Origin of the sequence: Brevibacterium sanguinis (assembly GCF_003315415.1) — a bacterium.
GTDB classification, from domain to species: Bacteria; Actinomycetota; Actinomycetes; order Actinomycetales; family Brevibacteriaceae; genus Brevibacterium; species Brevibacterium celere_A.
The window spans coordinates 1-14,721 of sequence record NZ_QNSB01000004.1 but is presented as its reverse complement, the minus strand read 5'-3'; the positions used below and the strand labels follow the sequence as shown (position 1 = coordinate 14,721).

Genomic DNA, 14,721 nt, shown 5'->3' with positions numbered 1-14,721 from the left:
CGAGTAAAACTCTCACTCGGCAACAGAGTTGTTGTTCACTTCGCCCACTGCAAGGAAAAGCACTGATGCGCTTCATGCGTCTTCTCCGCCGCAAGACCACGCCCTCCGACACGAGCGGTGGACCGGTCAGGCGCATCTTCGACCTCACGTGGTCGATTCCTCAGGAGTACGGCGGACTGACGAAGGTGATGCTGCGACGGTCTCGGAACTTCGTCAGGCTGAGTGGCCTCGATGTCGATATCCTCACCCTCGACTACAAGCTCGATGTCGCCGAGGCGCGTGCCCGGTTGGAGGCCGCCGGTGAGATGGTCGATGGAATGCATCTGCGCAACGCGTGGGATGAAGTGTCCGCCTTCGACCGGAAGGAGCTCAGGTCCCTCGGCGGTCTGAGGGGCGTCGGCGGAGTACCGAAGGCAGCGGCCAATTGGGACTCGACGGTCGAGAAGCGCTACATCGAGTACACCGATGCCCACGGTGAGATCATGCGAGTCGACCACCTCAGGGGTGACGGTTCGGTGTACCTGGCCGACGATCGTTCGGGTCCGGTCAGGCGGCTGATCCTCGTCGATGAGAAGGGCCATTACGTCGCTGAGTTCAACAGGGCCCGCGACTTCTACTTCGCCTGGCTGGACAAGGCCATCGGTGATGGGACCGCTGTGCTCATCAACGAATCGAAGTACATCGCCACTTTCCTCCATCGATATCACCGAGAGAACGTCCGGCTCGGCCAGGTGCTTCACAACACTCATATCGAGCCGCGGGCCACGAATTCGCACGGCCCATTCACCAAGTCGCGGCTCGAGATACTCAAGAACTGGCACAAGTTCGATTTCCTCATCTTCCTCACCGAGAAACAGAAGCAGGATTTCGTGGAGTCATTCGGCGATTCACCGAATCTCTATGTCATACCGAATTCGACCTCGGTCGATGGCACAGAGAGTTTCGGAAGCGACCAGCGGCCTGCCAATCAAGGGGTCGTCGTTGCGCGACTGACAGGGCAGAAGAGAGTCGATCATGCGATCTCCGCCGTCGGCCGGGTCGACTCCGCAGTCCAGCTCGACATCGTCGGAGACGGGGACCGGCGGGACGAGCTCGAGAAGATGGTCGCGGCTGATCCGGTTCTCACTGATCGCGTGTCCTTCAAGGGGTATGTCGACAATGCCGCCGAGGAGCTCAAGCACTACTCGTTCATCCTCCTCACCAGTTCCTTCGAAGGCATGGGTGTGGTGCTCATCGAAGCGATGGCGCAAGGATGCGTCCCGATCGCCTACGACGTGCGCTACGGCCCTTCCGACATCGTCGACGACGGAGTCAACGGCTACCTGGCATCGAACGTCGACGGCATCGCGGGCGCGATCACGAAGCTGATCGGGCTGAGTCCTTCGGAGATCACCGCGATGCGCAACGAGGCGGCCGTCAAGGCTCGGACGTTCAGCGACGAAAGCGTCACCGAACGCTGGATGGATCTGCTGGGAGACGTCACCAGGCCGCGAAGACGACCAACGACGGCGGTGCGGTCGACGGTGGTCGCGTCGGACGTGTCGGTCGATGGCGAGCACCTGCGCATTCGACTCAAACCGGTCGGAGAGCTGACGAACGCCCACGATGCGCGGATCGTCCTCAGCGCACGGGACTCGCTGTACTCGTTCTCGTCTCCGATCGGGGACCTGTGCTCCTTCCCGATCGGAGACATCGTGAAGCTGCCGAAGGGCGCGATCCTCGATGCATGGCTGCAGCACTGGGACGGAAGTGGAATCGCGCGGCATCGGGTAGCGTGCTCCTCCGCCGCCGTGGACGTAGTGTACGGCAGGATTCGCCCGTACCGAACCGTCAAGGGCAATCTCAGCATCAAGATCGTGTGAGCGGTCGCACGGAAGGGGCGTGGCTTCTGCCTCGTTTGCAGTCATCGGGCGGCGGTCAGGTAGAGATGAGTCTGGACTCTCGGTAAACTTGCCGTGAATTGTCGTCCGGAAACAGAACAGAGAAGATGGGTGCGGGTGTGAAGTCTGAGAAGCAGGCGAGCTACCCGACCCTCGCAGAGCTGAGAGCCAAGGCACAGCCCGAAGAGGTGCGCAGCCGGAAGAACGCCGAGCACTGGACAGCTCAGCTGTACCTGCGTCACATCTCCATCTACTTCACGATGCTGCTGGTGCGCACGAGAATCAGCGCCAACGGTGTGACCGGGCTGATGATCCTCGCCGGCTGGTGCATCGCGGCGTCTTTGCTCATTCCTGGAATCTGGGGTGCCGTCCTCGCCGTGTTCTTCTCCCAGGTGCAGATGTACATCGACTGTTGCGACGGTGAAGTGGCCAGATGGCGTGGCACGAGCGGTGCTAAGGGGGTCTTCCTCGACAAGGTCGGGCACTATACGACGGAGTCCCTGGTCGCGGTGGCGCTCGGTGTTCGTGCTGTGGGCGAGTGGTCGAACCTGCAGCACGACCCTGCGGGACTGTACCCGTATCTGCTGGCGGGCACGGTACTTGCCTCACTCGTCCTTCTCAACAAAGCGCTCAACGACATGGTCCATGTCTCGCGGGCATTCAACGGACTCGACAAACTCGCGGACTCGAAGGAGGCTACAGCGCTGGTCCCCGGCACGGTCGCCAAACTCAAGAGCCTCGCCCGGTTCGTCCCGTTCCACCGGATCTATCACTCGGTGGAGCTGTCGATCCTCGCACTGGTCTCGAGCATCGTCACGGCCATCGCTGTTCCACTGGGAGCCGACACCCTGGTCGGAGAACGCTGGTTGGTTCTCCTGCTCGCACCCCTGTGCCTGCTGTCGGTCATCGGCCACTTCCTCGCGATCATGGCCTCGAGGAGGCTCTCATGAGTGCATCCGCGGAATACCGTGCCGGGCAGGTCGAGCGGCATACGAAATACACCTTCGGTGTCGTCATCCTCACCCAGGGAAAGCGGATGGACGATCTCCATCGCGGCGTCGAGTCCCTGCTTGCCCAGAAGGGTGTCGTCCTCGATGTCATCTGCGTCGGTAACGGCTGGGACCCGCAGGGTCTGCCGGAATCGATCCGGACGCTTGCTCTGCCCGAGAACTTGGGGATCCCTGCAGGACGCAACGCCGGCGTGCCGCATGTCCAGGGCGAGTTTCTGTTCTTCCTCGATGACGATGCCTGGCTTCCCGACGACACGACGCTGATGAAGATGGCGCACCTCATGCGCACTAAACCGAGCATCGGGATGGTTCAGCCGCGAGTCGAAGACCCCGGCGGCCCGCCGGCGCCGAGGCGGTGGATCCCGCGACTGAAGAAGGGCTCGGCGGAGCATTCGTCGAATGTGTTCTCGGTCTGGGAAGGTGCCGTCTGCCTGCAGCGGAAGGCATACGACAGATCGGGTGGATGGCCGGCGCCGTTCTGGTACGCCCACGAGGGAATCGAGCTCGCGTGGAGGGTGTGGGATGCCGGGTACGAGGTCTGGTACAGCGGTGACCTCGTCGTGGCACACCCTGTCATCGACCAGCGTCGACACGAAGAGTACTTCTACATGAACGCCCGCAACCGGGTATGGCTTGCCAGAAGGAACCTGCCTGCACCATTCAACATCGCCTATGTGGGAAGCTGGACTCTGATGCAGATGGTCGCCTGGGCCAACAAGCCGGAACAGCTCAAACCCTGGTTCGAGGGCTGGCGCGCCGGCTGGCGCGACAACCCCTGGAGTGAGAACGAGACCCCGCACAAGATCTCGGGACGAGGGGTGCTGAGAATGACGCGGCATGGCCGACCCCCGGTGGTGTGAAGAGCTGTCGAATGACCGTGACTCAAAGAGACAGATTCAGACACTGAGGGCGAGCGGGATGGCCGTGAACGACCTCGTCCATCTGCGTCGACGCCGACAAGCCGAACAAGCAAACTGTGAGGAACGCTAGACTATGGAAACTTCTCTCCCCGGCTCCTTGTCCCACCCCGACGGTCGTGGACAACAAGAGAACTCCATCTGGGGAGTCGAGGGGCGGCCACTCGTCTCAGTGATCATCACCGCTTTCAAGGACCGTGACAACATCGGATCGGCAATCGCCTCGGTCCAGCATCAGACCTTGTCAGCCGTGCAGATCGTCGTCGTCGACGACTGCTCCCCGGACGACACTAGAGCGGTCGCGGAGAGAATCGCGCAGGATGACGCCCGAGTGAGCGTGCACTCCACTGCCGCGAACAGTGGCGGGCCAGGAGGGCCCCGCAATGTGGGTCTGGACCATGCTACGGCTCCTTTCGTCATGTTCCTTGACAGCGACGATGTACTCGAGAGACACGCCTGTTACAATCTGCTGTCCGCCGCCGAGGAGTCCGGTGCAGACCTCGTCGTCGCACGCACGACCCGATTCGAGGTGGCGAAGGAACGTCGCTACGGTTGGCATTGGCGGTTGTACAGGGAAATCCGGTTCCTGGAGACTATCGAGGACGATCCGGAGATCGCCATTGATACCATTGCGGTTGCGAAGCTCTACAAGAAAACCTTCATCGACGAATATTCGCTGAGATTCCGCGAGGACATCCACTATGAGGATCTGATCTTCACCGCCGAGGTGTTCACCAAGGCCCGCGGTATTCAGGTGATACCCGAGTCGGTGTATCAGTGGAACGTCTACCCGGTCAAAGTTCGCAAGTCGATCACGAACCAGCGCGATGACATCAAGAACCTGCGAGACCGTAAGGTGGCATTGAGCGAGGTCATGCGCATCGCGGACCCGAGCATCGTGCCGCGTCTGCATGATCGTCTGCAGCTCAAGGTGATTCGTCACGACGCAAGGATCTACCTCAACGACATCGCCAAAGGCGCTGTTCCCGCCGTGGCTGTGGACCTGCTGTCCGAACTCAAGCCGCTCATCGAGTCGATTCCGCGGCGGATCTTCGTCGATCTCCCCTTGAACGATCGCCTGCTGATGGCCGCTGCACTCGCCGGCGACGTCGAACTCGTCAAACGGATGATCCACGTCTCTCATGGCGAATACGATCTCTATGGGGAATGGACCGCCGACAACGGGTCGGCACTGTGGGAGCCGAAGGTGTTCTCCGACTACGCCGCAGGATCATTGGAACGCGAGCTTGCTGTGTTCGACCCGAGTCAGCTCGAGAACATTCCTTGGTACACATTCAAATGGCTGCACAGAGTCAGGGACGTCTCCATCAACGCGGCCAACACCATCACGATCTCTGGGGAATCCCCGGACAGTTTCGGCAAGTTCGCCAAGGACGGCGTCGACGCACGACTCGTGATCCGCGAGCGTTGGGGGTACAAACGAGTGTGGACAGCTCCGGTGGAGATCAAGCGACGCGAGGGGAACCTCATTGCCTGGACATCGGAGTTCCAGTTCCCCGCTGACATCGACCTCGCTGTTCGCCCGAAGTTCTCCATCAAGCTGCAGCTCACCGATGGAAGTGCGTGCACTTCCGACTCGCTGCGGGTGACGAAAGGCTTCTCCGGCAGCAAGGCCAAGACGACGCCGGTGGGCTTTCTGGCGTCAGGTGCGAACGTGCGATATCAGCCCTACTGCACGGTGGCGGGCACTCTTGCACTGCGAGCGGCCCGAATCGGGAAGAACCGTCGCCGCGTCCGCAGAGTACTCGAGCCCCTGCTCACAAGAGGCAACCGTGTACTGCGGAAGAGGAACATCCCTTTGGATTCCCACATCCGGGCGCAGGAGGGAGTTCGGATCATGGAGTCCGTGGCAGGAAAGATCGACAAGACGCTGGTCCTCGTCGAATCCCACATGGGACGCTCACACTTCGACTCGCCTCGGGTGATCGCAGACGAACTCCGGCGACGCCGTCCGGACCTCCGCGTCGTATGGTCGGCAGAGCAAGGACAGAATTGGGCAATGGGTCGCGACGACATCGTTGTCCGCCACACCGAGGACTATTACCGCACTCTCGCCAGAGCCGCGTACATCATCGACAATCAGGGCCTGCCGGATGGTTTCGTCAAACAGCCGGGCCAGGTCTATGTGCAGACATGGCATGGCATCCCCATCAAGAAGATGGGCTTCGACGAGGCCAGCATTGCCTACGCCTCTGAGGAGTCGAAACGCAACTTCGCAAGGAAAGTGGGGTACTGGGACTTCCTCACCATTCCGAGCAACTACTTCGAAGAGGTCTTCGTTCCAGCATTCGGCTTTTCGGGGAAACGACTTCCTCAGGGTTCACCGCGAAACGATGCCCTGGTGGGGCGGTCTGACACAACAGCGGTCGCGAAAACGAGGCTCGATCTCGATTTGAACAGAGCGACGGTCCTGTACGCTCCGACTTTCAGAACTCCTGGCACTGCTTCAATCGAACTGGAGCTTGATGAGCTGGTCGAGGCACTGGGAGAAGACGTCCAGATCCTCCTACGGCCTCACTACCTCAACCGAATCAGAGTTCCGCACTACCTTCGAGCGAACGTCGTTGATGTATCGGGATTGGACGACACATCCCAAGTTCTGCTCGCGTCTGATGTTCTCGTCTCAGACTATTCGAGCATCATCTTCGACTATCTGACGTTGGATCGCCCTGTGATCCTCTACGCCTACGATCTCGATGATTACATGTCGGCCGCTCGTGGAACGTACTTCGATCTCAGAGAAGAGCGGCCCGGCCCCATCGTCGCCGACCAGGATGAGCTCGTCAGGGCTATTCGCAAGGTGCTCAACTCCGATGAGGACGCCGAGCGGAGATCACGTTTCAGAGAGAAGTTCGCTGGGATCGAACCCGGCGACAGCGCGCAGAAGACTGTCGACACAGTATGGGGTGCAGAATGAGGCCGGGAACGCCATTCGATCGAATCGTGCTCATGGCAAATGATGTCGACCGTCTCGGCGGTGTCGGTCGATTCATCAATGAGATGGCCCGAGGATTCCATGGTCGCGGCTATGAGACCGAGCTTGTGGGAATATCCCCACCGCCCGAGGGCCATCAGCAGGTCATCGAACGTTCGGATCAGATCGTCGTGCACACGCTCATGCCAGAACCGCCACCGCCGGACTGGAACATTCGATCCGAGGCGGACAAGAAGGATCGAGCCCGAATGGCTCGCCACAGGAAGCGCTTCGAACTGCGCAAGATCGCCGTCGATAAGCTTCGCGAACTGATACCCCATTGGGGTTCGCGGACGCTGATCATCTGCACACAGGTTTACGGAATGGAGCACCTGCTCGAAGCCGGATACGATGCGAACGATTTCGATCATCCCCGCGTCATCGGCCAGTACCACGGGGCGTTCCATGGGTCGAAGCTCACCGGACGCGACTACAGCCGCGTCATGAACGCCTACCCCGAGGTCGACAGGACCGTCTTCCTCACCGAGGACGACGCGCTGAGCTTCCGCTTGGCCGGGCTCAACAACACTCACTGGATCCCGAATCCGGTCACGGTTTCTGAACCTGGACCGGTTGAGCGTCGGAACACGATCGTCGCTCTTGGTCGCTACGACGAGGTCAAGTCTCTCCACCTGCTGCTTGCGGCGTGGGAACAGATCGCCCACGATCTGCTGGACTGGAACGTCGAGCTCTGGGGAGAAGGCGAGCTCAGACACCAGCTGCAGGAGATGATCGACGTCAGGTCGATACCCCGGGTCCGCCTCATGGGGAAGACAGACCAGATCGAAGAGGTCCTGGCGTCGTCGAAGATCCACGTGATCTCGTCCCAGCATGAAGGATTGCCGATCGCCATCGTCGAGGCGGGTCTGCTTGGTGTGCCCACTGTTGCCTTCGACTGCTCACCAGGAGTGAGAAGCCTCGTCGAGTCCGAGAGGACAGGCCTCATCGTGCCTCAGAACCATGTGCCGGCGATGGCAGATGCGATCGCTTCGCTGGCCAACGACCCTGAGCGTCTTTCCCGAATGTCGGTCGAGTGCGCTCAGGACATGAAGAGGTACTCACCCGATGTCATCCTCGACCAATGGGAGGATCTCTTCCTTCAGATGGCTCGCTGAGTCTGTCGAAGTCGGACGACCCTCAGGCGATCACAGGGGCTTTCCGGCGATCTCCTGTCGTCGCGACTCGATCAGCGATTCGATCGTGGCGATGAACGTTCGAGTCGACTCACCCACGGCTCGCTCACCGAAGTAGAAGGAGCGCAGTCTCCGGCGGTCCTCCATGTGGGGATCGGCCTCGAGAAGGCGGGTGACGGTCTCTCGGATGTCATCCCGGTTCGATTGGGTGATGACCGGTGTCGCGCGCGAGATCGGGGAATCCTCATTGAGCCGGACCAGATCGTTGCGGCGGTCGGTGAGGATGATCGGAGCCTGAGGCCGAAGATAGAGGAAGTCGAGGCCAACGCTCGAGATGTCGGTGATGAGCAGGTCGACATCGGCGAACATCTGGAGGATGTCGCCCTGCATCGAGATGACATGTTCGCTGCTGCTCTCGTCGGCGTCCTCGATGAGCTGACGAATCCGCGCATCCGCTTGGACCATCTCGAGTTCCTGTGATGTCTCCACGCGCGGGTGCGGTTTGTAGACGACTCTGATGTCCGGAATGCTGAGCAGCGCCTCGACGATGGCAACTCCGAAGCAGTCGACCGAGGTGTAGTTGTTGGCGTCGTTCTCACCCTCCCACGTCGGCGCATACATGGCTGTTCTTCTGTCTGTCTGCGGAAGTGTGGAGTGAAGATCGATGTCGAGTTGGGGCCGGCCGATCTCGACGAGCTTGTTGAAGTCGAACTCGATGAGCGCTTTCTTGTGTCGTTCGATTGCCGCGGGTCCGGCCACAAGGACCCGGTCATAGGCTTTGACCTGGTTCGACACCATCGACACTTTGTCGCTCTCGCCGTGGTTGATGTGGACGTGAACCATCGGGGCATATCCAAGGGACTGGAAGTTCCTCACACCGTTGTTGACGTAGAGCGCAACTTTCGGATCAAGCTCGTGATAGAAGTCCTGCAAGGGATCGAAGCGTCGTTTGAGCACGAGCGGTAGATGGGTGATGGACCTCAACTCCTGCAGCGCTCTGGGAGAGCGGAGGACAATGGCCACGGGGTGCGTGTTGTCGAGCTCCTCGAAGATGGGCAGCCACTGAAGCACCTGATAGAGCTTTGCAGGACCATCGCCGAAATAGACGATGACGGGAGTGTCGAGCCCTGAGCCGTCGTACTCCAGCTCGAGGCGTTCAATGGCAGCCGTCCCACGAAGCCAACGGCTGGTCGCCTTCCACGGCTTGGATTCGAGAGCTGCGAGACCGACGCTGCGGACCAACGGTCGGAATCTGGGACGCTTGACCTTCAGGTTCTTCAGGACAGTGCTCATATTCGGCCGTCTCCGCTCATTCAGGGCAACAGATCAATGTCGGACACTCTAGTTTATGGGATCGGTCGCGGTGACCGACTCGGGATCCGCTCAGAAGGGTCGATGACGCGATGATCGGCGTTTCGCCGCGGCCCGCCGGGGAGGATCCAAGGCGCTCGAGAACGAACGGTACCGTCGCCACCCGCCGAGGGCCGACTCATCGGGGAAGTTCTCAGTCACTATGATTGGTAGGAAGGCCCGCTCCGATCACCGAGTGGGCGATCACCGATCGATGACAGAGGTAGACGTGATGCTTGAGACCGCGGCCAGGATCGCTGCTATTGTTCCCTGCCACAATGAGGAGATCACTGTGGGCAAGGTGGTGGCTGATCTCAAGGCGGCGGTGCCGGGGATGACGGTGTATGTGTATGACAACTGCTCGAGCGACCGGACCGCCGAGCGGGCTGCCCAGGCGGGGGCGATCGTGCGTCGGGAGGACACCCCGGGCAAGGGCAATGTCGTGCGGCGGGCGTTCGCGGACATCGATGCTGATGTCTACGTGATGGTCGATGGTGATGACACGTATGAGGCGGCACACCTGCCTCAGATGATCGCGACTCTGGTGGCGGGTCCGTATGACCATGTGCTGGGGGTGCGGCAGGACACTGCGGAGACGTCGTCGTATCGGCCTGGTCATGAGTTGGGCAATCGGATGTTCAACCGGTTGACGGGGTGGTTGTTCGGGTCTGAGGTTTCGGACATGTTGTCGGGGTTTCGGGTGTTCTCGCGGCGGTTCGTCAAGTCGTTTCCGGCGATCAGTCGGAGGTTCGAGATCGAGACCGAGTTGACGGTGCATATGATGGCGTTGCGTCTGCCGACGGCTGAGGTGCCGGTGGGGTTTCGGGATCGTCCTGTTGGGAGTGAGTCGAAGTTGTCGACGTTTCGGGATGGGTTTCGGATTCTTGGTCTGATCACGGCGTTGGTGCGGCATGAGCGTCCGCGGTTGTTCTATGGGGTGTGGACGGCGGTTCTTGCCGTGTTGTCGTTGGTGTTGGGGTTGCCGGTGGTGTGGGAGTTTTGGCAGACGGGGTTGGTGCCGCGGTTCCCGACGGCGATTCTTGCTGCGGCTCTGATGGGGTTGGCGTTTGTGTTGGGGAGTGTGGGGTTGACGTTGGATGGTTTGCGTCGGGCGAGGCGGGAGACGTCGCGGTTGTGCTACCTGGGACTACCTGCCGTGAGCGGCACCACGGAACTGCCAGCGACTGAGGTGCGAGTCAAGGTGCCGTCGGCCACACGCGTCGATGACAGCGGGCCTGCAGTTTCCCGTTTTGCCACATGATCGAGATTGAACGTCTGACACTCGGAGGCGAGATTCGTCCGTCATGAATGAATCTCTTGCGGAGCGGGTCCGGCGCATCGCGGTGGAGGCTGTCAAGTTCCTCACTGTCGGTGGTTTCGGGTATGTCGTCGATGTCGGTCTCTCGAATGTCCTCGCCTATGGTCTGGGTCCGGTGCCGGCTCTGCTCGAGGGGTCTCCGATCAAGGCGAAGATCGTCTCGACGATCGTGGCGATGGTCGTGGTGTGGCTGGGCAACAAGCTGTGGACGTATGGGGATCGGACCACGCAGTCGAATCTGCGGGGGATCGTGCTGTTCGTGGTGGTGAATCTGGCCGGGATGGTGATCTCGGTGCTGCCGTTGGGTGTGACGTGGTATCTGCTGGGGTGGCAGGATCAGCTCAGTTACAACATCTCGACGAATGTGGTGGGTATCGGGTTGGCGATGCTGTTCCGGTTCTATGCGTATCGGACGTGGGTGTTCAGGGAGGCTGTTCCTGCTGCCGAGGTGGTGGTGGCGATGGATGAGCCGGTGGTGGGGTCGGAGTCCCACCCACGCGACTGACCGGACTCAGCGCCTCGCCCACCGTGAGAAGCTTCACAGGTCCCACCATTGCCTGCCCCATGTGGGCGGCCGTCAGCGCGGGAGATGCTCCCTCATAATGGTGTGATGCCTCCACTACGTCTCATGACGAGAGTTCTGTCCTTCTTCGGTGCCGATGTCTCACCGCGCCTGCGGGTGCGCAGGCTCGGCTGTCGCGAGAAGTGGTCGTTTGCGGTGAGCTGCCTTGTCGGTCTACTCGCAGCGCTCTACCTCATCCGGGCCACGGCGCCCGGTCTCCTGACGTACGACAGCTGGTTCCAGCTCCAGCAGGCGGTGGGGGAAGAGCCATTCAACGACTGGCATCCGGTGATCATGAGCCTCGTCTGGCGCGGCCTCATCTCCGTCACAGGAAGCTTCGGGTCTCTGGCGGTGGTGCAGATTGTCTTTTCCTGGCTGTGCGCGTGCGGACTGTCTCTGTTCCTGCTGCGGTCCACAGGAAGATGGTGGACAGCTCCAGCGGCGCAAGCATTCGTTCTGCTGCCGAACACGATCAACATGTGGGGAGCCGTATGGAAGGACGTCCACCTGGCTCTGGCAATGCTGGGGGCGATCGTGTGCATAGTCCTCATCAGAGTCGTGGGGAAGCGGATCGGCTGGGCGCTCTTCGGCCTCAGCGTCCTCTTGCTGCTCTACGCCGTGCTGGTGAGGAAGAACGCGATAGTCATCTCCCCGTTCCTTCTGCTTGCGGGATGCTACGCGCTCACCGGTCCCTGGTCGACTCGGCGCCTACGCCGCCCCATTCTCATCGCGGCGTCCGCTGTGTGCGCGTTCGTCGTCGCCGTGATCGGAGTCGGCAAGGCCATCGACGCCGCCGTTGAACCCACGCACAATTCGCAGTTCACGCAGGTGATGATCGACGACATCATCTTCGCTCTCCCTGACGAGGCCGTGGAGCGCAGTGAGGTGGCCTCCCCGCAACTCAAGGAGAAGCTGCTCACCGCCAAGGCCGAGTGCGCCGAGAAGGACGCGTTCTGGGACGCCTATTGGAGGTGCTACGGCCGGGGAGCCGCAGGTGATTTCACCGGTGTCGACCGACCTGACGAGATAACCGCGCTCTGGATCGAGCAGGTGCCGCGCGAGCTGCCCCGCTATGTCGACTACCGACTCTTCACCTTCGGCCAACTTCTCTTCACGAGCAAACTCCAGTTCGTCGACGAGGAGATCGCATTCGAACAGCTGGAGTACCCGCGAGCCAACAGCGCCGTGGAGAGTTACGTGGTGGACCTGGGTGTCGAGCAGCTTCCCTGGCTGTATCACGGGTGGTTCTGGCTGATGCTCAGCACCATCGGACTTGTCGCGGCGGTCAGAGCGCGATCGTTCATGGGTCTCTGCGTGCTGTCCGCCGGGCTCATGTATCTCGCGAGCTTCTTCCCCACAGTTCCTGCTCAGGACTACCGATATGTCTTCCCCTTGGTGCTCACCACCATGATGGGCGGCGCAATCCTCGGCATCGATGCTCGCGATCGTGCCGACTCGCCGATCCGGTCCCAGAATATGGATGTATGATCTTCGAACATCCGACTCGGTGACGGGTCTCGTTCTTCTTGCTGGAAAGGCCCTGTCATGGACTCTGGACATTCGCACGCGGACGCTTCCGAGCTTCTGCATGAACTTCTCGCAACCGACCAGGAGCTCGGTCCGTTCCTCGACGATCTCGCCCGACTGGCCGCTCTGGAGATCTCCCGGGAGCTTCCCGTTCTCTGCGGCATCACCTTGGAGCGGAGGAAGCGGGTGACGATCGTCGGCAGCAGCGACGAGGAAGCCCGGCAGATGGACGAGGTCCAGGCGGGATTCGATGAAGGGCCCTGCCTCGAAGCCCAGCGGACGGGCAGGCTCATCCGCGTCGACGACGTCGCCCATGAGACCCGCTGGCCCGACTACATGTCAGTGGTCCGCGAGCAGGGCCTGCGCAGCGTGCTCGCCGTTCCGCTCGACGTCGACGAACTCGCGAAGGCGGCGATGAACCTCTACACGACCGCTCCCGGCGGGTTCAGCGACAACACGATCGAGGCGGCGCAGCGCTACGCCGGTCTGGCGTCTCGAGCACTGCGGGTCGCGCTGCGCATCGCGAGGAGCGCGGAGCTGGCCGAGGACCGTCAGCGTGCCATGGAGTCCCGCACCGTCATCGACATCGCCATCGGGATCACGATGGCTCAGACCCAGTGCAACCAGGACGAGGCTTTCGAGATCCTCAAGATGGCCTCGTCGCACAGGAACATCAAACTGCGGGAACTGGCGGAGGAACTCGTCGCCTCGGTCGGACAATCCACCCCGGCCACGGTGTTCGAGAACTGATATCACAGATGCCGTCCCACCCGCGAGTTTGCTGACCAGCACTTCTTCTCGTTAGGCTCGAGCCAGGTCAAGCAGTCGGCCCCGATTCAACAGGGGACTGCTGTATGTACACAATGCTGAACAATCGAAAAGCATCGAAATTCGACCTCTACATTCCGGGCGAGCTCGTCGCTTCTCTGCACTACAACATCGCCGACAATGAGATCCTCTTCGTCTACTGCGAGGCCATCGACACGATGGACGCCGAGCAGCACTGCCGGGAACTCATCCGCTGCGCCGTCAGCGAATGCGTCAATCGTCGACTGAAGATCACGATCACCTGCCCCATCGCGCTCAAGCACCTCGGCGACACCTCGATCGTGCTCGGACCAGACACCCTGCAGGTACCGCCGGAGGTGCAGTCGCGCATCCAGCCGAACGTTGACAACGCCCCACAGGGCGCGAAGACCCGGATCCAGGCCACGGCCGAGATCCCCGCGGTCACGCCGGTGAAGCAGGACGCGACGCCGCGCGCCGAGACCGGCGCCGACGCCCTGCAGTGATTCCGCCGAGGCGGCGCCGGCGACATCGTGGTCGCTGAGGGCTCCGTGCCGGAACTTTCGTTCTACACTATGTAGAAACAGTGGGTCCGCCGAGCAGCGGTGACGGTTCCAGGGGCAGGAGGGCAATGACCGGTTCGCACAAGACCGTCCGGGCCCTCTTCGCCGCCCTCGTCACGATACTGCTCGCCGCGCTCACCCACCTCGGCGCCGGGGGACGGATCTCGCTCCTCGGCATCGCACTCGTCTTCGTCTTGGTCCTGTGGGTGGCGATGATCCTCGCCGGCAGGCGACTCGGATACATCACCCTCGGGGCGATCCTCGGCCTCGGGCAGATGCTCATGCACGCGACCATGGGCTGGTTCACCGCAGCGCCCCGGACGATCACGGCAGCCACCGGCCACCTCGGCGCTCATACCCACCATGCGACCGGGACGCTCGACCTCTCCCCGGCGCCCCTGCCGCACACGCACGGCGCCTCGGACACGACGATGATGCTCGCGCACCTCGGCGCGGTCATCGCCACCGCGCTGGTGCTCAAGCACGGCGAGGACACCGTGCTGCGGACCCTGCAGCTCGCACTCGGCCCGGTGACCATGGCCGTGCGGAGCCTTTGCGCCGCCACGCGGGCTCTGGCCGAAGCCTCGGTACGAATCCCACACGGGCACTGGCGCGTCCCACATGCAGTGACCGCGGCTGTGGTCGGAGGTAACCATCGGCGCGGCCCACCCGCCCTCGTC

Annotated in this window: 12 protein-coding genes; 11 read left to right on the top strand and 1 reads right to left on the bottom strand. The window is 61.5% G+C overall.

From position 1 onward, the window contains the following. Positions 1-65: 65 nt before the first annotated feature. The 5 genes from DFO65_RS06480 to DFO65_RS06460 all read left to right on the top strand — a co-directional run bounded on the left by DFO65_RS06480 (position 66) and on the right by DFO65_RS06460 (position 7,917). Complete coding sequence (locus tag DFO65_RS06480) at positions 66-1,862, top strand: glycosyltransferase (RefSeq protein WP_113903623.1); 1,797 nt, start codon at positions 66-68, stop codon at positions 1,860-1,862. A gap of 125 nt (positions 1,863-1,987) precedes the next feature. Further along, complete coding sequence (locus tag DFO65_RS06475) at positions 1,988-2,830, top strand: CDP-alcohol phosphatidyltransferase family protein (protein WP_113903622.1); 843 nt, start codon at positions 1,988-1,990, stop codon at positions 2,828-2,830. Next, complete coding sequence (locus DFO65_RS06470) at positions 2,827-3,750, top strand: glycosyltransferase family 2 protein (RefSeq protein WP_113903621.1); 924 nt, start codon at positions 2,827-2,829, stop codon at positions 3,748-3,750. Before DFO65_RS06475 ends, DFO65_RS06470 begins: the two co-directional genes overlap by 4 nt. A 229-nt stretch (positions 3,751-3,979) precedes the next feature. Further along, the gene (locus DFO65_RS06465) at positions 3,980-6,745 is read left to right on the top strand and encodes a bifunctional glycosyltransferase/CDP-glycerol:glycerophosphate glycerophosphotransferase (protein ID WP_181778650.1); all 2,766 of its coding nucleotides are present in this window, start codon (positions 3,980-3,982) and stop codon (positions 6,743-6,745) included. A gap of 266 nt (positions 6,746-7,011) precedes the next feature. Continuing rightward, the gene (locus DFO65_RS06460; RefSeq protein ID WP_181778649.1) at positions 7,012-7,917 is read left to right on the top strand and encodes a glycosyltransferase; all 906 of its coding nucleotides are present in this window, start codon (positions 7,012-7,014) and stop codon (positions 7,915-7,917) included. 30 nt (positions 7,918-7,947) lie between these two features. Here DFO65_RS06460 and DFO65_RS06455 read toward each other — a convergent pair whose 3' ends face one another. Continuing rightward, positions 7,948-9,228, bottom strand: coding sequence for a CDP-glycerol glycerophosphotransferase family protein (locus DFO65_RS06455; RefSeq protein WP_113903618.1), 1,281 nt, complete (start codon positions 9,226-9,228; stop codon positions 7,948-7,950). Between the two features lie 289 nt (positions 9,229-9,517). Here DFO65_RS06455 and DFO65_RS06450 point away from each other — a divergent pair, with 289 nt between their 5' ends. From DFO65_RS06450 to DFO65_RS06425, 6 genes are all read left to right on the top strand, one after another. Beyond that, on the top strand, positions 9,518-10,546 hold the full coding sequence (locus tag DFO65_RS06450; protein ID WP_113903895.1) for a glycosyltransferase: 1,029 nt from the start codon (positions 9,518-9,520) through the stop codon (positions 10,544-10,546). A gap of 43 nt (positions 10,547-10,589) precedes the next feature. Further along, a complete protein-coding gene (locus DFO65_RS06445) occupies positions 10,590-11,108 on the top strand; it encodes a GtrA family protein (protein ID WP_113903617.1) in 519 nt (172 codons plus the stop codon). A gap of 174 nt (positions 11,109-11,282) precedes the next feature. Next, entirely contained in the window at positions 11,283-12,653 is a 1,371-nt protein-coding gene (locus DFO65_RS06440) for a hypothetical protein (protein ID WP_147233286.1), read from the top strand. 57 nt (positions 12,654-12,710) lie between these two features. Further along, the gene (locus DFO65_RS06435; protein WP_113903615.1) at positions 12,711-13,442 is read left to right on the top strand and encodes a GAF and ANTAR domain-containing protein; all 732 of its coding nucleotides are present in this window, start codon (positions 12,711-12,713) and stop codon (positions 13,440-13,442) included. Between the two features lie 104 nt (positions 13,443-13,546). Then, positions 13,547-13,984 (top strand): hypothetical protein, encoded by a 438-nt coding sequence (locus tag DFO65_RS06430; RefSeq protein WP_113903614.1) that lies wholly within the window; start codon positions 13,547-13,549, stop codon positions 13,982-13,984. A gap of 125 nt (positions 13,985-14,109) precedes the next feature. Next, positions 14,110-14,721, top strand: a 612-nt coding sequence (locus DFO65_RS06425; protein ID WP_113903613.1) for a hypothetical protein, incomplete at its 3' end; no start/stop codon positions are given.

Coding starts and splice junctions, on each gene's coding strand:
- DFO65_RS06480 (WP_113903623.1), top strand. CDS start 66: ATGCGCTTCATGCGTCTTCTCCGCCGCAAGACCACGCCCTCCGACACG.
- DFO65_RS06475 (WP_113903622.1), top strand. CDS start 1,988: ATGGGTGCGGGTGTGAAGTCTGAGAAGCAGGCGAGCTACCCGACCCTC.
- DFO65_RS06470 (WP_113903621.1), top strand. CDS start 2,827: ATGAGTGCATCCGCGGAATACCGTGCCGGGCAGGTCGAGCGGCATACG.
- DFO65_RS06460 (WP_181778649.1), top strand. CDS start 7,012: ATGGCTCGCCACAGGAAGCGCTTCGAACTGCGCAAGATCGCCGTCGAT.
- DFO65_RS06455 (WP_113903618.1), bottom strand. CDS start 9,228: ATGAGCACTGTCCTGAAGAACCTGAAGGTCAAGCGTCCCAGATTCCGA.
- DFO65_RS06450 (WP_113903895.1), top strand. CDS start 9,518: ATGCTTGAGACCGCGGCCAGGATCGCTGCTATTGTTCCCTGCCACAAT.
- DFO65_RS06445 (WP_113903617.1), top strand. CDS start 10,590: ATGAATGAATCTCTTGCGGAGCGGGTCCGGCGCATCGCGGTGGAGGCT.
- DFO65_RS06435 (WP_113903615.1), top strand. CDS start 12,711: ATGGACTCTGGACATTCGCACGCGGACGCTTCCGAGCTTCTGCATGAA.
- DFO65_RS06430 (WP_113903614.1), top strand. CDS start 13,547: ATGTACACAATGCTGAACAATCGAAAAGCATCGAAATTCGACCTCTAC.